14 protein-coding genes are annotated in these 18,500 nt (G+C 72.6%); 9 read left to right on the forward strand and 5 right to left on the reverse strand.

Annotated elements, in window-relative coordinates; translation table 11 throughout:
* Window positions 1-254: 254 nt before the first annotated feature.
* Window positions 255-3,209 (forward strand): AAA family ATPase, encoded by a 2,955-nt coding sequence (locus OHS33_RS35675; RefSeq protein WP_330334575.1) that lies wholly within the window; start codon window positions 255-257, stop codon window positions 3,207-3,209.
* 150 nt (window positions 3,210-3,359) lie between these two features.
* Here OHS33_RS35675 and OHS33_RS35680 read toward each other — a convergent pair whose 3' ends face one another.
* From OHS33_RS35680 to OHS33_RS35690, 3 genes are all read right to left on the reverse strand, one after another.
* The gene (locus OHS33_RS35680; RefSeq protein WP_330334576.1) at window positions 3,360-3,593 is read right to left on the reverse strand and encodes a tetratricopeptide repeat protein; all 234 of its coding nucleotides are present in this window, start codon (window positions 3,591-3,593) and stop codon (window positions 3,360-3,362) included.
* 96 nt (window positions 3,594-3,689) lie between these two features.
* Complete coding sequence (locus OHS33_RS35685) at window positions 3,690-4,784, reverse strand: DUF1152 domain-containing protein (protein ID WP_330334577.1); 1,095 nt, start codon at window positions 4,782-4,784, stop codon at window positions 3,690-3,692.
* Window positions 4,781-6,229: a coproporphyrinogen-III oxidase family protein gene (locus OHS33_RS35690; RefSeq protein WP_330334578.1), complete on the reverse strand. Its 1,449-nt coding sequence runs from the start codon at window positions 6,227-6,229 to the stop codon at window positions 4,781-4,783. The genes OHS33_RS35685 and OHS33_RS35690 overlap by 4 nt, the downstream gene beginning before the upstream one ends.
* Window positions 6,230-6,446: 217 nt before the next feature.
* On the opposite strand from OHS33_RS35690, the gene OHS33_RS35695 reads away from it, so the two are divergent.
* The 8 genes from OHS33_RS35695 (at window position 6,447) to OHS33_RS35730 (ending at window position 17,125) form a co-directional block, all read left to right on the forward strand.
* Entirely contained in the window at window positions 6,447-7,700 is a 1,254-nt protein-coding gene (locus OHS33_RS35695) for an ATP-grasp domain-containing protein (protein WP_330334579.1), read from the forward strand.
* A 5-nt stretch (window positions 7,701-7,705) separates the two neighbouring features.
* Window positions 7,706-8,971 carry an ATP-grasp domain-containing protein gene (locus OHS33_RS35700; RefSeq protein WP_330334580.1) on the forward strand — a complete coding sequence of 422 codons (1,266 nt, stop codon included), beginning with the start codon at window positions 7,706-7,708 and terminating at the stop codon, window positions 8,969-8,971.
* Window positions 8,968-10,239 carry an MFS transporter gene (locus OHS33_RS35705; RefSeq protein WP_330334581.1) on the forward strand — a complete coding sequence of 424 codons (1,272 nt, stop codon included), beginning with the start codon at window positions 8,968-8,970 and terminating at the stop codon, window positions 10,237-10,239. The genes OHS33_RS35700 and OHS33_RS35705 overlap by 4 nt, the downstream gene beginning before the upstream one ends.
* Window positions 10,236-11,255, forward strand: a complete 1,020-nt coding sequence (locus OHS33_RS35710) for a peptidogalycan biosysnthesis protein (RefSeq protein ID WP_330334582.1) — start codon at window positions 10,236-10,238, stop codon at window positions 11,253-11,255. Before OHS33_RS35705 ends, OHS33_RS35710 begins: the two co-directional genes overlap by 4 nt.
* 85 nt (window positions 11,256-11,340) lie before the next feature.
* Window positions 11,341-12,711, forward strand: coding sequence for a glycosyl hydrolase family 28-related protein (locus OHS33_RS35715; protein ID WP_330334583.1), 1,371 nt, complete (start codon window positions 11,341-11,343; stop codon window positions 12,709-12,711).
* A 521-nt stretch (window positions 12,712-13,232) separates the two neighbouring features.
* Window positions 13,233-14,852: a M4 family metallopeptidase gene (locus tag OHS33_RS35720; RefSeq protein WP_330334584.1), complete on the forward strand. Its 1,620-nt coding sequence runs from the start codon at window positions 13,233-13,235 to the stop codon at window positions 14,850-14,852.
* A 190-nt stretch (window positions 14,853-15,042) separates the two neighbouring features.
* Complete coding sequence (locus OHS33_RS35725) at window positions 15,043-15,567, forward strand: SigE family RNA polymerase sigma factor (protein WP_330334585.1); 525 nt, start codon at window positions 15,043-15,045, stop codon at window positions 15,565-15,567.
* Between the two features lie 103 nt (window positions 15,568-15,670).
* Window positions 15,671-17,125: a hypothetical protein gene (locus tag OHS33_RS35730; RefSeq protein WP_330334586.1), complete on the forward strand. Its 1,455-nt coding sequence runs from the start codon at window positions 15,671-15,673 to the stop codon at window positions 17,123-17,125.
* Between the two features lie 117 nt (window positions 17,126-17,242).
* Here the strand turns inward: OHS33_RS35730 and OHS33_RS35735 are convergent, their stop codons facing one another.
* Together OHS33_RS35735 and OHS33_RS35740 are read right to left on the reverse strand one after the other, a co-directional pair.
* The gene (locus tag OHS33_RS35735; RefSeq protein ID WP_330334587.1) at window positions 17,243-17,776 is read right to left on the reverse strand and encodes a GNAT family N-acetyltransferase; all 534 of its coding nucleotides are present in this window, start codon (window positions 17,774-17,776) and stop codon (window positions 17,243-17,245) included.
* Between the two features lie 8 nt (window positions 17,777-17,784).
* Window positions 17,785-18,387: a TetR/AcrR family transcriptional regulator gene (locus OHS33_RS35740; protein WP_330334588.1), complete on the reverse strand. Its 603-nt coding sequence runs from the start codon at window positions 18,385-18,387 to the stop codon at window positions 17,785-17,787.
* Window positions 18,388-18,500 lie beyond the last annotated feature (113 nt).

The raw sequence follows: 18,500 nt of genomic DNA on the forward strand, positions 1-18,500 counted from the left end.
GAGCTCCTCAACAGTTCTGCGGGCGCCACGGGCAACGCAATCGTGGACGACCACGGGCCCCACCACGAGAGCGCGGCGGTGATGACCACGAGGCCGGCCCGCTCCGTGCGCGTCGCCGCAGGTCACGGCGGTTCCCGTCGGCATTGGACCGGCCGTGGTGGGCGGAAGTGAGGTGCGCCACTTCCGGTCACCACGCCGCGCGCCCGGTCGTCTCATCCGGCGGCGGAGCACACCCTTGCCCGCGGGAGGTACTGATGACCACACCACTCCACGAGCGCGACGGCGCGCGGGCGCTCATCGCGGACCGGACGGAGCGGGCACGCTCCGGTTCCGGCTCCCTGGTGCTGCTCCAGGGAGCCACCGGCACCGGCCGCACCGCCGTGCTGGAGGGCGCCGTCCGGGACGCCGAGGGACTGGGCATGCGGGTGCTGTCGGCGCGGTGCTCGCCGGAGGACACCGGTGTGCCCTTCGCCACGGTGCTGCAACTCCTGGGCCCGGTGCCGGACTTCATTGACCTCGTGCCCGACCACGTCGACCGGGGGAACGCCGCCCGGCTGTGGCGGCTGCTGCGCTCGTACGTGGCCGAGGGACCGCTCCTGATGGCGGTGGACGACGTCCACCTCGCCGACTCCGCGTCGCGCCGCTGGCTGCGCGAAGCGGTGCGCCACATCGACCGATTACCCGTATTACTCGTGGCGAGCGAGCGCAGCCAGTACGACATCGGCCCCCGGCGCTCCGGGCTCGCCCGGTCGCTGCCGCCCTCGCTCGTCCGCACCCACACGATCGACCCGCTCGGCGACGCGGCCGCCGCGGAACTCGTCCGGACCGCCCTGCCGACGGCCGGACCCGAGTGGACGGCGCAGGCCGTACGGGCCGGTGCGGGCAACCCGCTGCTCCTGCACGCCCTGCTCCACGACCTCGGCGGCGCACCGGACGCGGCCCAGCCCCTGCCGGACACCTGCGCCGCGCTGTATCCCGGCAGTTACCCGGCGGCCGTCTCGTGGTGGCTGGAGAGCGCGGGCCGCGCGACGGCCGAGGTGGCCCGCTGCCTGGCAGCCCTGGAGGAGGCCTGGCCCCGGCCGACCGCGCCCCGGCACCGCCCACCGCAATGCCCGCCCGGGACCGACGGGAGCGCCACGGCGGACCCGTCCGCGGCCGGCGGCCTGGCGGATCCGGGCGTGGCCGGCGCCCCGGCAGGTTCCGGCGCGGCCGGGGTCTCGGTGGGTGCGTACGCGCCTGTGGCCCCGACGGCTCCCGACGCGGCCGGCGCCCCGGCGGATCCGGGCGTGGCCGGGCTCCTGGCGGAGGCGGCCGGTGCGGATCCCGCACGGGTCAAGGGCTGGCTCACCGCGATGACCCGCATCGGTCTGCTGCGCCCGGACCCCGCCGGCCTGCCGCGCTTCGCGCACCGGCTGCTGCGCGACGCCGTGCTGAGCGGCTGGCCCACCACCCGGCGGGAGGCGGCGCACCTGGTGGCGGCGAAGACGATGCTGCGGCGCGGCGAGCGCGTCGAGGCGGTCGCCGCCCACCTGCTGCGCACGCCGGGCGACGGCCTGCCCTGGGCACTGCGCGTCCTGCGGGACGCGGCGACCGTCGCGGTGCACGACGCCCGCCCCCGCGACGCGGCGGGCTATCTGCGCCGCGCCCTGGACGAACCGCTCTCCGACGACCACCGCCAGCGCCTGCTGACCGAACTGGGCTCGCTGGAGTACGCCTCGGACGACGGCACGGTGGCGATCGCCCGCCTGGCCGAGGCCCAGTACCTGCCGGCCGCGCCCCGCGACCGGGTGCGCGCCGCCGTCGCCCTCGGCACGGCCCTGGTCGGCCGCGGCGAGGTCACCACGGCGCTGGAGGTGATGCGGCGCACGGAGGACGGCCTGCACGGCCACCCGGGACTCGCCCGCACCGTCCAGACCGTCACCGCGCTGCTGTCCGACGCCGACCTCGCCTCCCGCCAGGAGACCTACCGCAGGCTCTCCGCGAGCGGCGAGGACGCGCCGGAACTCGTCGGCACCGCCAGCCGGGCCCTGCTGGTGCGGTACGAGGCGACTGCCGGGCTGATCTCGGCCGGCGAGGCCATGACCCGCGTACGGGCCCTGCTCGCGCAGCCCTGCGACCCGCTGGCCGAGCCGTTCCTGCTGGGGACGGCGGCGGCGGTCGCCGAGTGGGCCGACGAACTCGACGAGGCCGAGCGGCTCGTGGACCGGGGCCTGGTCGGCCGGCACCCCGCCCTGCTCCACCCCATGGAGGACGCCCTCCTCAACACCCGCGCGGACATCGCCGCCGCCCGTGGAGATGTCGCCCGGCTGATCGCGGTGCGCGGCGACGGCGCGGCCGTCGCCGCACGCGCCCACGGCGGGCCCTCCAACCGGGACGCCCACGTGCTGATGGCACTCGTCCACACGGGCCGTCCGGAGGAGGCCCGACGGCTGGCCGAAGCCTTCGACCTCGGCCTGGCCCCGGAATCGTGGGAGCTGAACCGCTTCCTCTACGCGCGGGGAGTGCAGCGCCTCGCCGCCGGCGACCCGGCGGGCGCGCTGCACGACTTCCTGGAGTGCGGCCGCCGCCAGAGCGCCCGTGAGGTGCTCAGCCCGGTGGTCACCCCCTGGCGGACGGCGGTCGCCCAGTGCCGGCTCGCCTTCGGGGGCAACCAGGAAGCCCTGGCCCTGGCCACCGAGGAACTGCGGCTGGCGCGGGTGTGGAACACCCCGCGCACGGTGGGACGCGCGCTGCGCGTCCTCGGCACCGCGACCGGCGGCCGCCGGGGGCTGGACCTCGCGGAGGAAGCGGTCGGGACCCTCAGGGACGCGCCCGCCGACGCCGGCATGGAACTGGTCGAGGCCCTCCTCGCCCAAGGCCGCCAGCTCCTCGCCGCCGGCGAACGCGGCCGCGCCCGCGACCGGCTGCGCGAGGCGGCGGACCTGGCCGAGCGAAAGGGCGGCCTGCGGCTGCTGGCCTTGGCCGAGCAGGCCCTGCGCGAGGGCGGCGCCCGGGTCCCGGCCGCGGCGCGCACCGGCTCGGCGGCCCTGACCGGCAGCGAGCGCCGCATCGCCGAACTGGCCGCGGCGGGCAGGACGAACACCGAGATCGCCGACCTCCTCCACCTGGCCCGGCGCACCGTGGAGACCCACCTGACGAGCACCTACCGGAAACTGGGCATCCGCCGCAGGGCAGAACTGCCCGCCACCCTCGTCCGCATCCGCCGATGAAAGCTCACGCGAGGAGTTCCGCGAGCCGGGCCATCTCGGTGGGCGGGTCGACCACCGGCTGGATGAGGAGTTCGTCGACGTCGGCCCGCTCCAGGGTGGTGATACGGGCGAGGAGTCCGTCGCGGGTGGACCCGGTCCGGTTCCGCCCCGTCAGCCGCCCAGCAGACCGTCCAGTGCCTCCCGCGCCTCGCGCGTGTCGCGGTGCTCCTCGCCCAGGATCCGCGCACGGTCGGCGACGACCTCGCGGAGCAGGGCCACCGCCGACTCGGCCTCCCCCAGCCGCGCCAGGGTCCGGGCCCGGCCGAACCTCGTCGTGATGACCTCCGGGTGCTCGGGGTTGGCGTAGCCGATCTTCCCCGAGGACGACGCCGTGCTCGAACGCACCCGGCGGGTCGGCAACCGCGACTTCGACCCGCACGCGGCGACGGAGTACCTCAGCCACTGGGAGACGGTGGAGCCGCTCGCAGAGCTGCTCTGACCTCAGTTGAGCCGCAGGAGCGGGGTGTCCGTGGTGAGGACGGTCCGCAGGGCGGGGATGTCCGCCCAGGTCAGGCCCAGGGTGCGGGCGGCGTGGCGGAGGGTGACGTGGTCGGCTCCGTCGGCCGCTGCGCGCAGCGCCCGTACGATTCCGTCCCGGTCGAGGAGGGCCATCCCGCCGGCGGGCGGCTCCTGCCGGGGTGTCCGGGTACGTTCGCTCTCCAGCCCGGGAATGCCGGTGAGCCGGTGGGAGACGTCGGCGGCGGCGGCCAGGGTCGCCGGGCGCTCCTCGACGAGGGCCCGGGCCACGGGATTGTGGCCGATGGCCTCCTGGAGCGGCAAGGGGTACAGCCGCGGGGAGGCATCCGTGAGCGCGATGACGTGGTTGACGGTGCGCACGGTGCCGCGGGCGCCGTGGATGGCGGCGGCCCAGAGTGCGGATGCCTCGGAGGGGTGCCAGGCCAGTGCGCGGGCGGCCGCCGCCGTCGTGTTCCGGCCGGGGACGAGGGGCGTGCTCGTGGCGAGGCGTTCGAGGAGGATCCGTTCGCCGATCTCCCCGTCGAGGCCGGGCCCCGCGACGTGCACGGTGGTGGGGATCCCCGCGAGGTGGCAGGCGGCGAGGGTGAGGGCGTCGCCGAACGGGCTGCACAGCCCGGGCTCGTCGCCGTGGGTCAGGATGTCGCCGCCGATGTCGACGACGTGGATCCGGCCGCCCGATCCTCCGGCCATGGACGCGATCTGCCGGGCCAGGGCGGCGAGTCCCCGGCCGGGGTCGAGGAGCAGCAGCCGGGCGGGCAGGTCCCGGGCGAGTGCGGGCATGGTCGATCCGGCCGGCGGGCGGGCCCGGGTGGCCGGGGTGAAGGCCGCGAACCCGCCGCCCCGGCCGCCCCCGGCCTCGTGGACGAGCCCGTCGAAGTCCCCTTCGCCGAGGGGGCTGGAGGTCGGGTCGACCTCGGGGCGCTCCCACGCGTAGGTGGCGATCAGCGGCGGGCGGGCCGGGCGGGCCGGACCGGCCGGGTCCGCCGCGAGGGCGCGGGCGGCGACGAGGGTCCCGACGGGATCCCCTCCGCCGCCCGCCGCGATGTACAGACCGCTCACGCGGCTCCCTCGCGCTCGCGCAGGTCGATTCCGGTGATCCGGACCGGCGTTGCCCCCATGTTCTTCCGCGCGCGCTTGTTGGCCGCGTGCAGCTGTTCGTAGTACTCGCGGTCGAGGTCCTTGACGGACCCGGAGTAGAACATCCAGGACAGCACGTCGCGGTACTTGAAGCCCTTGGGGGTCAGCTGGACGCGCCGGCCGAGGCGGTGGATCAGTCCGTTGGATTCCGCGGCCTCCAGGACGGGCTCGAACTCGGCGGCGTGCTCCTGGTAGCCGAAGCGGTCGAGTTCGCCGAGGTCGAGGTCGAAGGTGTCGAGGACGAGGCGCTTGCGGACGAGCTCCTCGGCGGTCAGCTCGAAGCCGGTGACGGGCGCGAGTTCGTGGCTCCCGGCCCTCGCGATGTAGTCGGCGACCTCGGCCGCCGACGGCTTCACGCTGCCGCACATGTAGTCGAGCACGCTGGTGTAGGAGCGGGCGCCGACGCCGAGGCCGAGCAGGGGCACGCCGTGGAAGGTGAGCACCTTCTGCACGTAGCCGCCGCGGCCGGGCTTCTTGTAGCGCACGGAGCCCTCCTGGACGTAGCCGTGGTCGAGGAAGACCTGGCGCGCGTAGTCGTAGCGCTCGTACAGCTCGGGCTGCCACATGTACTGGTAGGCGCCGGTCCTGGAGAACCAGGCGTCCGGCCGCACCGTCAGGAAGTAGGTGCTGATGGTGGTGGGTTGGAGCGCGGCCAGCTCGTCCACGCTCTGACGCCAGGTTTCGGGGGTCTGCCCCGCGAAACCCATGATCAGGTCGGTGGAGAGGTCCGGCAGGCCCAGCTCCTGGGCGGTGCGGAGGGCGCGGCGGATGACGTCCTCGTCCTCGCCGCCGCGGCCGGCCTCGCGGATCTCGCGCGGGACGAGGGACTGGATGCCGACGTTGGCGCGGGTGAGGCCCATGTCGATGAGGGCCTTGAACTCGTCGGGGGCGTCGGCGATCGACGACGGGGTGGCTTCCACGGCGATTTCCTCCGCCGTGGAGCGCCAGTTGGGGTAGATCTCGCCGATGGTGGCGAATATCTGCTCGAAGTGGCGGGGCCGCAGCAGGGCGGGAGTCCCGCCGCCGATGTAGACGGTGCGCAGCCGGCGGGCCTGGATGATCTCCGCGTGATCGCGGATCTGCGTACAGAGGGCGTCGGTGTAGGCGTCGTAGACGTCCTCGTCGGTGCTGATGATGGTGTACAGGTTGCAGAACCCGCATTTGCGGTCGCAGAAGGGTACGTGCAGGTAGAGGTTGAGCTCGGGTACCTGGTGGTTGGCGAGGTCCGCGGCCCAGATGTCGGGGACGGTCCATTTTCCTTCGGGGAGCGGGCGGTAGGTGGAGCGGGGCGGGTACGAGTACTGGTAGGGCGGAATGACGCCCTGTTCGATGTGGTCGGCGAGCTCCTGGTGCAGCCTGCTGGTCACGGTGTTGCCTTCCCGAACGGGTGCGGGCGCGGGTTCACCCAGCCTGGCGATCCGACCACGGTTCGCCCCTCTGGGCCCATCGGGTGGGCGCACCAAATACCGCACACCTACTGGCCAGTTCATTGTGGATTGCTCCAAATGCGGCTCTCGAAAGGCCAGTTGATTTCGTCTGTCGGGCCCATAGCCGCCGCACCCGGCCCACGGCTTTGCTGGAGGAATGGAAATCGGGGCGGGCCCGCACGGGCCGGGAGTGCTGGTGATCGAGCCGATGGGGAACGCGGGGCGTTTCCTCGTCGAGGCCGCCGAACGGTTGGGAGTGCGCCTGTACGCGGCCACCCACCAGGACGTCCACGACGGCTACCCGCAGTGGCTGCGGGCCGCCCTCGCGGGGCTCTGCGCGACGGACCTGACCGACACCCCGAGGGCACTGCGGGACATGGAAGCCTTCTGCCGGCAGCACGCCATCGCCGGTGTCGCCCCCTGCTTCGAACTCTTCACCCCGCTCGCCGCGCTGCTCGCCGAACGCCTCGGCCTGCCCGGCAACGATCCCCGGCTCGCCCGCGCGGCCCGCAACAAGGTCCTGATGGGCGAGGCGTTCGCGGCCGCCGGGATCCCCGCCCCCCGCTGGGCGGTCGCGCACGACGGCGCCGAAGCCCACCGGGTGGCACTGGAGAAGGAGTTGGGCTGGCCCCTGGTCGTCAAGCCCGCCGAGCAGGGCGGTTCCTGGGGCGTGTCCGTGGTCGAAGGCCCGGACCAGCTCGCCGAGGCAGTCGCCGCAGCCCGGCAGTACACGCACGCCCAGCCGCACGGCCTGGAGCTCGATGCGCGGGCCCTGATCCAGGAGTACGTCCCCGGCGACGAGTACTCCTGCGACACGGTGGTCGCCGACGGGGTGGCCTACCCGCTGCCCGTCGTAGCGAAGGACACCACCGCGGGCCGGTACCGCATCGAGACCGGGCACACCTGCCCCTCCGGCCTGCCCGCGCCGCTGGTCAGGAAGGTGCAGCACATCGCGGCGCGGGCCGCGCTCGCCGTGGGCGTCCGCAACGGGATCGCACACACGGAGGTGAAGATCCCACCGGACTCGGACACGCCGTATGTGATCGAGACCGGCGCCCGCCTGCCGGGGGACAACCTGTGCGAGGTCGTCGAGGCCGCGACGGGCGTCAGCGAGGCGGTGGCCCACCTCCAGGCCGTGCTCGGCCTGCTGCCCGACACCGTCCCCTCCCGTACGGACGGGGCGTCGATCCGCTTCCTGCTGCCGGAGCGGGGCGGGGTCCTGCGGCAGGCGGTCATCGCGGACCTGCCCGGAACGCACGGCGAGGTACACCTGCGGCCCGGGGCGGTGGTGCCCGAGCCCACGGACTCGATGTGCCGCATCGGGCACGTGGTGGCCCGCGCGGAGACGGCCGACGCGGCGCGCGGGCTGGCCGGCCGGGCGGCCGCCCGGTCCCGAGTGGAAGTGGGCTGACGCAGGTGCGGAAGATCGCCTTCCTACGGTCCGTACGCATCCAGCGCGCCGACCCCTACATCCAGCGGGCCGTCCGCGCGCTCGCCGACGACGGGATCGAATCCGGGCTGTTCCACACCAGCGGCGCCGCGGGCGACGACGACTTCCCCGGCCACCGGCAACGGCTCGACCGCGGGGTGACGCCACGGGAACTCGCGGATGCGGTCGCCGCCTGGGGAGCGGATGCGGCGGTGTCGATCTCGCTGCCCTGCGAGAACGCGCTGCGCGACGCCGCGGCCAAGGCGTTCCTGGACGCCGCCGGCATCCCCACGGTCATGACCCCGCTCGCGGCGACGATGCTGCTGGTGGACAAGTGGGAGACCAAACAACGATGCAGGCGGGCCGGGCTGCCGGTGCCCGACGGGTTCCGCATCGACTCTGACCTGCTGGCGGGGCGGGGCCTCGCGGTGCCCGGCTACCGGGACGCGCTGCGCGCGCTGGCCGAAGGGACCGGATACCCGCTGATGTCGAAGCCCGTATGGGACTCGACCAGCATGGGCATCCGCACCCTGCGCTCACCCGCCGACCTCGACGCCCACCTCGACGCCCACCACGAACCGGGCCCCGGGGCGGTGTCGACGGTGGTGGAAGAGGTCGTCGTGGGCGATCTGTGCAGCGTGGACATCGTCGGGCGCCCCGGCTCCTACCAGGTCCTTCCCCCGTGCTGGACCGGACGGGCCGGGCCGGAGCCGGTGTTCACCTTCGCGGACCTGCGCTGGTGCGGTCCCCGCGCGGAAGCGGACGCCGCCTTCGCGGAAGTGGCCCGCGCCCTGGTCGACTTCTGCGCGGACCTGGGGGTGTACGGGTCGGTGAACGTCGACATGATCTACACCGGCGGCCGGTTCGTGGTCCTGGAGGTCAACCCGCGCATCGGCGGCGCGACCACCCTCTCGTGCGCCGCGTCGGGCACCAATACCTTCACCTCCCTCGCCCGGATGGCCCGCGGCCTCCCCCTCACCGCGGGCGCGGTCCCACGGGTGGGCTGGGCGATCGAATTCCTCGCCGGGGACGGCATCGCGCCGGCGGTGGTGGCCGAACTCCGGCGCCTGGTCAGGGTGGTCACCGCACACGAGCTGGTGATCGACGGGGCCTCCCACGGGGACATCGTCGTGATCACCCTCGCCGAAGGCGAGGAGGACCGGACGGTGAAGTCCTTGACGGAGCTGCACGAGACGACCGGCTTCCCCGCGGCCGACGTCCTGGGCAAGATCACCTCCCTGCTGAACCGGTGAGCGCGACTGAACCGGTGAGCCCGACCACCGGAACCCGCCGCCCGCGCACCGTGGCGGACCGCCTCGGCCTGCCCGCCCTGCGCGGTCACGGCCTCTTCGTCACCGGCAACCTCATCGACTCCGTCGGCAACGGCATGCTCCTGCCGCTGGGACTGCTGTACTTCACCGACGTCCAGGGCCTGCCCCTGGCGCAGGTGGGCGCCGCCATGACGGCCGGTCAGGCCCTGGCCCTGCCCGTCACGTTCCTCGCCGGACGCCTCATGGACCGCGTCGGGCCCCGGCGCGTGGTGGTGTGGGCGAACGTCCTCTCCGCGGTCGGGTTCGCCCTGTTCCTGCTCGCCCGCGCCCCGTGGCACATCGCCGCCGTGTACGTGCTCGTCCAGGCCGGCATCAACATGTACTTCACCGCGCAGCGCACCCTGATCACGCACGTCACCCGGGCCGGGGAACGACGTGCCTGGTTCGCCTTCACCGGCTCGCTGCGCAACGTCGGGCTCGCGGCCGGGTCCGCCGCGGCGGCGGGCGCCCTGACCGTGTTCGGGAACGGTTCGCTGCGCTGGATGATCGCCGTCGACGCCGCCACCTATCTGCTGGCCGCCGCCTGCTTCGCGGCCCTCCCCACCACCCCGCCCGAACCGGACGCCGCGCCGCCGGGCGCGCCGGTGGCCCGGGCCGACCACACCCGCCGCTACTTCCTCCTCGTGGCCGTCAACCTCCCCTACGTCCTCGCGCAGGCCGTCCTCGCCGTCCTCGTCGCCGTCTACACCACCCGCGCCCTCGGGCTCCCCGCCTCGGCGGCGAGCATGCTGTTCGTCATCAACACCGCGATCGTCTCCGCGTGTTCGACGGTGGTCACCGCGCACGTGGCGCCCAAGGAACCCCGCCGCGCGGTGGCCGTCGGTTACCTGATCCTGACGGTCGGGATGGCGGTGTTCGCGCTGCCCGCGCTGCCGCGTGCCGCCGCCACCGCCTGGGTGGCCCTCATCGCGGCGATCACCCTCTTCAGCGTGGCGGAGATCCTCCTCGGCCCGGCCCTGAGCGAACTGTCGGTGAGCCTCACCCCGCAGGCGGCCGGAGGCTTCACGCAGGGCCTGTACCAGTTCTCGTGGGCCGTCGGCATGGTCGCCGCTCCCGCCCTGTTCACCCTGCTCCTGGAGGCCGGCCCCCTCTACCCGTGGGGTGCCGAAGCCGCCGCCTGCCTGATCGGCGCACTCGCCGCGCCCGCCCTCAGGCCCGCCAACCGCCACCGCCGGAGGAACCAGAATTGATCGCGAGCACCATCGAGTCCATCCACGAGGTCCCCGCCGCCGAGTGGGAGCACCTCGCCCGGCCCGCCGGTCTCTACCTCTCCCACCGGTGGCTCGCCGGGGAGGAGAAGGACCCCACCGCCACCCGTGCGTACGCGCTCGTACGGGACCCGGGGGGCGCCCTGCTCGCCGCCGCTCCCCTGTCCCTCGTGCACGAGGAACCGAACGACAGCTACCAGCCCGAGACCGTGCTGCCCCCGCACCTGGGACCCCGCGTGATCGCCGGGGCGCGGCGCGGCTACCACAACACGCCGCTCACCGCGCCCGGCCTCGCCCCCGACCTGCGGGACGCCTGCCTCACCCAACTCCGGGACGCCGTACGCCGCTTCGCCGAACACCACGGCACGACGCACTGGTGGCCCTACCTCACCGCCCCGGCCACCGCCCTGCTCGCCCCCCTCTACGCGGACCCCGCCCTCCACCTGGAGGACGACGCCCTCATTCCCCTGCCCGGCACGGGCATCGACGACTACATCTCCTCCCTGCCCCGCCAGCGCCGGGCCGGCGTCCGCGGCGAACGCCGCGACTTCGCCGCGTCCGGCCTCGAAGTACGCCGACAGGTCCTCGCGGACTGCTTCGAGGACGCCGGGTTCCTCCTCGCCGGACACCAGCAGGACCACGGGCACGACCGGGACGGCGTCGACGCCATGACCGGTCTGCTGGAACGGCAGGCCACGGCGATGGGCAGCGAAGCGCGCGTGGTCGCGGCCTACGACGGACACCGGATGACCGGCTTCTGCCTCTACTACCACTACGGGAGCACGACGTGGATCCGCGCGGCGGCCCACGACCGCCGCCACCCCGCGCCCCACCTGTACTTCAACCTCACGTACTACCTGCCGATCGAGGACGCCTACGCCCACGGCACGACCGCCCTGCACGTGGGCATGGGGACGATCCGGGCCAAGCGCCTGCGCGGCGCCGCCGTATCCGGCCTGCACGCCCTGGTCGACCTGCCTCCCGCCGGGCCGCGGTGACGGAGCGACCGTGGGCGAGGCCCCGGCCTGTCAGTGGCTCCTGCCATGATCGTGTTCGTTGATCGGTACGGCACAGGGGGAGACCATGAACGAACAGCCGAAGACCGCACGCAGGGCCCTGCTCACCGGGGCGATGGCCGGTCTGGCCACCGGGGCGGCCGTACTGGGCGCCGCCGGGAGCGCCGCCGCGGCGCCGGCGGCTGCGGGCACGCCCGACTGGTTCGACGTGAAGGCGTACGGCGCGATAGGCGACGGCTCGGCCGACGATGCCCCCGCGATCCAGTCGGCGCTCGACGCGGCGGCCGCCGCGGGCGGCGGCACGGTCTACTTCCCCGTCGGGAAGTACCTCGTCAAGCCCGCCTCCGGGCAGCCCGCCCTCGCGGTCAAGGGCGACGGGATCCGCCTGGCCGGCGCGGGCGCCAAGGCGTCCACCCTGATCAAGGGCGGCGACGGCATCCTGCTGCGGATGTCCGGTACCGGCACCTCCGGCTCCACGGGCACCACCCATCGCCGCTACTGCGCCGTGGAGAACCTCGGCTTCAACGGCAACCGCAAGACCGGCCTGCTGCTGGAGCTCTACTACAACAACAACTCCTATTTCCGCGACGTCTTCATGTCCTCCAACAACGACATGTGCATCGACGCCGTCGAGTTCTGGGACTCCCGCTTCTACAACCTCGTCATCGAGGACAGCACCGGCACCACCGGCAGCGCCACCCAGCCCAACGTCTGGCTGCGCAACGCCTCTTCCGCCACCGCCGGCACCTGGGGGTACAGCCAGGACAACATCAACCAGATCCACTTCACCGGCTGTCGCATGGAGGCGTTCGGCACCGGCGCGCTGTGGGTCGGCCAGGGCGCCGTCACCTCCAACAACCCCAACGGCGTCTACGTCACGGACTGCAAGTTCGAGACCTCCCGCATGCAGGGAGGCCCGCACCTGAAGACCGACGCCGGCTGCCGGCACGTCTACGCGACGAACATCTACTGCTACGCCGGCGACTTCGCGCCCGGCACCCCGGAGACCGCGCGCAACATCATCAGCTGGGCGGCGAGCGCGAGCGCCCTGGAGAACGTGGTCATCGCCAACAAGGCGGGCAAGGCCACGGTCAACGCGGGCGTGGCGCTCTACTCGGGCACCGGATCGACCGCGGTGCTGCGCAATGTCGTAGGGCTCTACGGGACCGCGCCGACCGGCACCCATATCTACTACGAACAGTCGTCCACCGGCGATTTCCGCGTGGAGAACAGCTACGGCAGCACCGGCGCCCAGGCGACCGGCACGATTCCGGTCAAGAACGCCCCCAACCCGCCGCTGCGCCTGGTCCCCGGCCCGGTCAGCGATGCCTCGTTCACCCACCAGCCGCTCGACGGCACGATGGCCGTGGACTCGGTCAACAAGCGGATGTATGTCCGCGTCGGCGGCCAGTGGCTCTGGTCGGCGCTGAACGGCTGACCCGACGGCCGCCCTCATGCCGCCGTCGCCCGCACGTCACCTTGCTGTCACCACTGCGTGTGGTGGCGATTAACCGCCACCCCCGATTTCCGGAGATCCGGACAACACGTTCCGGTAATACGGCCGAAACGTTGACGGTCATGTCGGAAATGCCATCGGTTTCTCCGAAACAGTCGCCCAAGTACCTGCAGTAACCACGCTTCGTCGGCCCCGTAAAGCCTTTATGTCCCTATCTCCTGACGCACCATCAGTAAATGATGGTGCGTCAGGCCTGGCGGAACTGTGCCAATTCCGTTTCCGCTCTGTTCATTTGACCAAGCCGATTGTCATGCTTTGGCAGCTTCGTACGGCACCGCCGGTCGATCCCCAACCCGACAGGCACCGTCGTCCGTGCGGAGTCGCAGCACCCGTTCCGCCCCCTGCGAGCACTCACCCAAGTGCCCCGGAACGTGGTGCGACCGCGCACACGCGGTTGGATCGGAAGGAAGACCCACGTGAAGCGAAAGCTCACTGTTGGAGCCGTGCTCTCTGCCTCGGCCCTGCTCGCCGGTGCCATCCAGGTCAGCGCCGGTGCGGCCCAGGCCGCTCCCACCCCCGCTCCCGCTTCCGGCCCCGGGCAGCAGCGCGCCGCCGACCTCGCCCGGGCCGCGGCCGACGCTCCCGCCACGGCGCGCACCCTGGGCCTCGGCAGCACGGAGAAGCTGGTCGTCAAGGACGTCGTCACCGACGCCGACGGCAGCCGTCACGTCCGTTACGAGCGCACCTACAACGGTCTGCCCGTCCTCGGCGGCGACCTCGTGGTCCACCAGGACGCCAAGGGGGCCGTGAAGTCGGCCGACAAGGCCGTCCAGGCGCCGATCGCCCCCGCCTCGCTCTCGCCGAAGCTCTCCGCGGACCAGGCCGCCACGAAGGCCTCCGGAGCCGTACAGGCCACCGTCGGCATCACGAAGGACGCCGACGAGGCCGCCCTCACCTCGGTCGGCAAGGCCGGCACCCCCCGCCTCGTCGTCTGGGCCACCAGCGGCACCCCGCGCCTGGCGTACGAGACCGTGGTCGAGGGCGTGCGCGCCGACGGCACCCCCAGCCGCCAGCGCATCGTCACCGACGCCGACAGCGGTGCGGTGCTCTCCACCCACGAGAGCGTCCAGACCGCCAACGCCACCGGCAGCGGCAAGGGCGTCTTCGTCGGATCGGTGCCGCTGACGACCAACCAGTCCGGCTCCACGTACCAGTTGAAGGACGCCACGCGCGGCGGTCAGTACACGACCAACCTCGCCAACAAGACCAGCGGAACCGGCACCCTCTACACCGACGCCGACAACGCCTGGGGCACCGGCACCGTCTCCAACGGCCAGTCCGCGGCGGTCGACGCCCAGTACGGCGCCGCGGTCACCTGGGACTTCTACAAGAACACCTTCGGCCGCAGCGGCATACGCAACGACGGAGTCGGCGCCTACAGCCGGGTCCACTACGGCCGCAACTACGTCAACGCCTTCTGGGACGACGACTGCTTCTGCATGACCTACGGCGACGGCGCGAGCAACACCCACCCGCTCACCGAACTGGACGTCTCCGGCCACGAGATGAGCCACGGCGTCACCGCCAACACCGCCGGCCTGAACTACTCCGGCGAGTCGGGCGGCCTGAACGAGGCCACCTCCGACATCTTCGGCACCGGCGTGGAATTCTACGCCAACCTGGCCTCCGACAAGGGCGACTACCTCATCGGTGAGCTGATCAACCTCAACGGCAACGGTACGCCGCTGCGCTACATGGACAAGCCCTCCAAGGACGGCGGCTCGGCCGACTCCTGGTCCTCGGGCGTCGGCAACCTCGACGTCCACTACTCCTCGGGCGTCGCCAACCACTTCTTCTACCTGCTGTCCGAGGGCAGCGGCGCCAAGACCATCAACGGCGTCTCCTACAACAGCCCGACCTCCAACGGCGTCGCCCTCACCGGCATCGGCCGGGACAAGGCCCTCAAGATCTGGTACCGCGCGCTCACCACGTACATGACGTCCACCACCGACTACAAGGGCGCCCGCACCGCCACGCTCAGCGCCGCGGGTGACCTGTACGGAACGACGTCCGCCGAATACAAGGCCGTCGCCGCCGCCTGGTCCGGAGTCAACGTCAACTAGCCCGACGGCCACCCGGCCACCACCTTTGATCTTCTGAGCTTCTGATCTTCGACCAGAGTGCCGACAGGGCCCGCACGGGCGCCCTGTCGGCACTCTTGTTTCCCCTTCGCTCAATTCCCTTCCCGCAGGGTGAAACATTCCCCTGCTCCCCACGCGTCTATGGGGTGAGTCGGAAGTGAGGGGGACGGGCATGGGGCAAGTGCGCAGGGAGGGGTTCCGCGAGTTCGCGGAGGGCCGGGCTGGGAGTCTTTACCGTTCGGCCTGTCTGCTGGCGAGTGGGGACACCCATCTCGCCGAGGACCTCGTGCAGGAAACCCTGGGCCGGATGTACCTGATCTGGGGGAGGACCTCCAGCATCGACAATCCGGCGGCGTACGCGCAGACGGTGCTGGTGCGGGAGTTCCTCAAGCACAAGCGCCGCCGCTCCGCGGGGGAGCGGCCCTTCGCCGTCCCGGCCGACTCGGGCGGGACGACGCCGCTCCCGGTCGCCGGGGCCGATCCGACCCTGCGGCTGACCTTGTTGGAGGCGCTCGGTCACCTGGCCCCCAAGGACCGGGCGGTGCTCGTGCTGCGGTACTGGGAGGACCGCAGCGTCGAGGAGACCGCCGAGGCCATGAACGTCAGCTCGGCGGCGGTGCGCACGCGCAGCTCCCGCGCGCTCGCCCGCCTCCGGGCGGAACTGGGCGGGAGTCTCAGCGTGTTCGTGACCACTTGAGTGCGGGGACCCGCATCCGCGGTGCCCGACCGTCGTTCCCGTCACGTCCGTTGCCGGACCACACCGGCGCGTTTGCCCACTACCACCCGGAAGGTGATTCGGCATGCCCTTTGAAGATGAGCTCGGTGCGGCCCTGCGGAGCGCCGGAGACGGATTCGTCCCCGGCCGCCCGGACTTGGTGGCCGCCGGCGAGCGGCGCGGCCGCCGACTGCTGGCTCGTCGCAGGGCCTCCGTCGTCGGGGGTGCGGCGCTGGCCCTGGCCGTCGTCGGATCCGTCGGCGCCTACGGGAGCGGTCTGATCGCCGTCGGCACCGCGAGCGACGGCAGGGCGAACGTCGCCGCCGCTCCCCTCCCCAACACTCAGACGGCCGCCGCCTCCACCCCGAGCACCGGGCAGCCGGGCGGCGGGGTGACCGCGGCCCGACTGATCGAAATCTACCGGCAGTTGCTGACGGACGGGCGGGTGAGCGACACCGCGGCGACCGTGCCGGGCGGCGCCGACCAGTCGCCGAACGCAGCGGTGGCGGGTGTGTACGACGACGGCCAGGGCCGCGCGGCCATCGCTGTCGGCCTCTCCCGCACCGACCCGCACGGGCAGGCGGCCGAGGACATGCTCAAGTGCCCCGACCCCAAGCTGGTCCCGTACGACGCCTGCTCCGTCGAGACGCTGCCGGACGGCGGCAGGCTGAACCTCTTCCAGGGCTACGAGTACCCGGACAAGCGCGAGCCCACCAAGCTCTGGCGGGCGATCCTGATCACCCGCGAGGGCTACCAGGTCGACGTGTCCGAGTGGAACGCCCCCGCGGAGAAGGGAGAGCCCGTCACCCGGACCAATCCGCCGCTGACCAAAGCCCAGTTGAAGGCCTTCACCACCTCGGCCCTGTGGCGCCAGATCCTGACCCGGCTGCCCGCGCCCCAGCAGGCGCCGTCGGGAACGGGCTCCGCCACCAACACGGGAACCGCGGCGGCCCCCGGTGCCTCCGCGGGCACGAGCACCGGCACCCCCGTCGGCGCGACCCCCGACCGGGCCAAGGATGCGGGCGGCTCCACCGCAGGCGACGCGCAGCCGTCCGGCGGAACGGCCCAGACGCCCGACCCGGGCGATGCCGGCCGGGGCGACACGGGCCAGGAGAGCTCCGGCCACGGCGGTACGGTCGCGGTCCTGGAATCCCTGGTGCCGAAGTCCGGCATCCAGGTCCTGCGCAGGGCCGGACAGCCCGGCTTCGGCTCGCTCGTGCTCGATGACGGCAAGGGCGCCTCGCTGGTCCAGGTCAACGTCCAGGAGGACATGGGCGAAGCCCTCAAGGACCGCATGAACGGCGCGGGCGTCGTCGTCCTGCCCGACGGCACCCGGGTGCTGACGGAGCAGAAGTCGGGCGAGAAGGGCGGCTCGGGCGTGCTCTGGTGGAGCGTCGACACGCTGCGCCCGGACGGCCGCCGCGTGGTCGTGTCGGCCTTCAACACCGGCGACCAGGCGAAGGCGGCCACCCGTGCCAAGCCCATCCTGACGATGGCGCAGATCAAGGCCATCGCGCTCGACCCGAAGTGGTTCGCCTGATCATCCATCCGGAGGCCCGCCCGGGCCGGTATCTGCCCGCAGCAGATCCCGGCCCGGGCGGGCGCCGCCGCTCCTGGTGGCGGCAGGACCACCAGCGGGGAATCAGACAGCGCGGAATCAGATGTCGCCCTGGACCAGGGCGTGGAGATGTTCGTCGTGCCACCCGTCGGCGTGCAGCAACGCACTGCGCATGGTGCCCTCCAGGGAGTACCCGGCCTTGTCCGCCACGCGGCAGGACGCCGTGTTGGCCACCGCGTGGCACAACCGCAGCCGATGCAGCCCGAGATCGTCGAGCGCCCACCGGCTGACTCGCTGCGTCGCCTCCACGGTGACGCCACCGCCGCGCGCCGCGGGCAGCAGCCAGTAGACGATCTCGGCGCTGCCGCCCTGCAGGTCGATGTCGCCCCACCCGATCAGCCCCGATGCCCCGTCGTCGGGCCGGGCGATGGCCCAGATCGCGCTGAGTCCGGCCCGCCACCGCTGCCGCATGCGCTCGATCCTCATGCCCGCCTCTTCCACGGAGCCGACCAGCAGGCGGTTCCATTGGCGGATCGCCTCGTCCTGACTGGCCGCCAACAGCGCATCGGCATCGCTGTGCCGCCAGGGACGCAGCTGCCACCCACTGGCCAGCGCGAGTACGGGCTGCTCCATTTCAGCCGTCACCGGCAGGAGCCGTTCGTCCGCCGCAGCCCCCGGAGGAGCAGCTCGATCAGCCGGCGTGGTGCGTAACGGGGATCGCCGTCCTGTCCGATGCAGAGGTTGCCGATGCCGCGCATGAGTTCGTACGGCTGGACGCCCGCCTCGATCTCGCCGGCGTCGGCCGCAGCGTCGAGCAAGTGGGCGCAGACGGGCATCAAGCGGTCCAGGAAGAGCGTGTGCAGCGCGGTGAAGCGGTCGCTGTCGGACTGGAGGGCGTCCGCGAGTCCGTGCTTGGTGACCAGGAAGTCGACGAAGAGGTCGATCCACTGGCGCAGCGCCTCGAAGGGGGACGCGACCTCGCCCAGGAGGCGCGGGCCCGCCTCGGCGCACGCCTCGATCTGGTGCCGGTACACGGCGGTGACGAGGTCCGCCCGGGTCGGGAAGTGGCGGTAGAGCGTGCCCAGTCCGACGCCCGCCCGGGCCGCGATCTCCCGGATCGGCGCATCGATCCCCGAGGTCACGAACACCTCTGCCGCGGCATCGAGCAGCGTCTGCTGGTTGCGTACCGCATCCGCCCTCTTGCTGCGCGCAGACGCCCCTTTGGGCTGGTCCACACTCCCCATCACGCACTCCGTCCGGTGGTCATTGACGAAACGGAACAGCGATCCGTATCGTAAGTGGAACAACGATCCGCTTTCAGCCTAGCTGAAGGTGGGCGCTCCGCCCTACCCATGTC

The organism is Streptomyces sp. NBC_00536, from assembly GCF_036346295.1.
Taxonomy (GTDB): domain Bacteria; phylum Actinomycetota; class Actinomycetes; order Streptomycetales; family Streptomycetaceae; genus Streptomyces.

What these genes read in the sequence shown, in the direction of transcription:
- OHS33_RS35675 (WP_330334575.1), top strand. Translation starts at nt 255, where the DNA reads ATGACCACACCACTCCACGAGCGCGACGGCGCGCGGGCGCTCATCGCG.
- OHS33_RS35695 (WP_330334579.1), top strand. Translation starts at nt 6,447, where the DNA reads ATGGAAATCGGGGCGGGCCCGCACGGGCCGGGAGTGCTGGTGATCGAG.
- OHS33_RS35715 (WP_330334583.1), top strand. Translation starts at nt 11,341, where the DNA reads ATGAACGAACAGCCGAAGACCGCACGCAGGGCCCTGCTCACCGGGGCG.
- OHS33_RS35725 (WP_330334585.1), top strand. Translation starts at nt 15,043, where the DNA reads ATGGGGCAAGTGCGCAGGGAGGGGTTCCGCGAGTTCGCGGAGGGCCGG.
- OHS33_RS35730 (WP_330334586.1), top strand. Translation starts at nt 15,671, where the DNA reads ATGCCCTTTGAAGATGAGCTCGGTGCGGCCCTGCGGAGCGCCGGAGAC.
- OHS33_RS35735 (WP_330334587.1), bottom strand. Translation starts at nt 17,776, where the DNA reads ATGGAGCAGCCCGTACTCGCGCTGGCCAGTGGGTGGCAGCTGCGTCCC.
- OHS33_RS35740 (WP_330334588.1), bottom strand. Translation starts at nt 18,387, where the DNA reads ATGGGGAGTGTGGACCAGCCCAAAGGGGCGTCTGCGCGCAGCAAGAGG.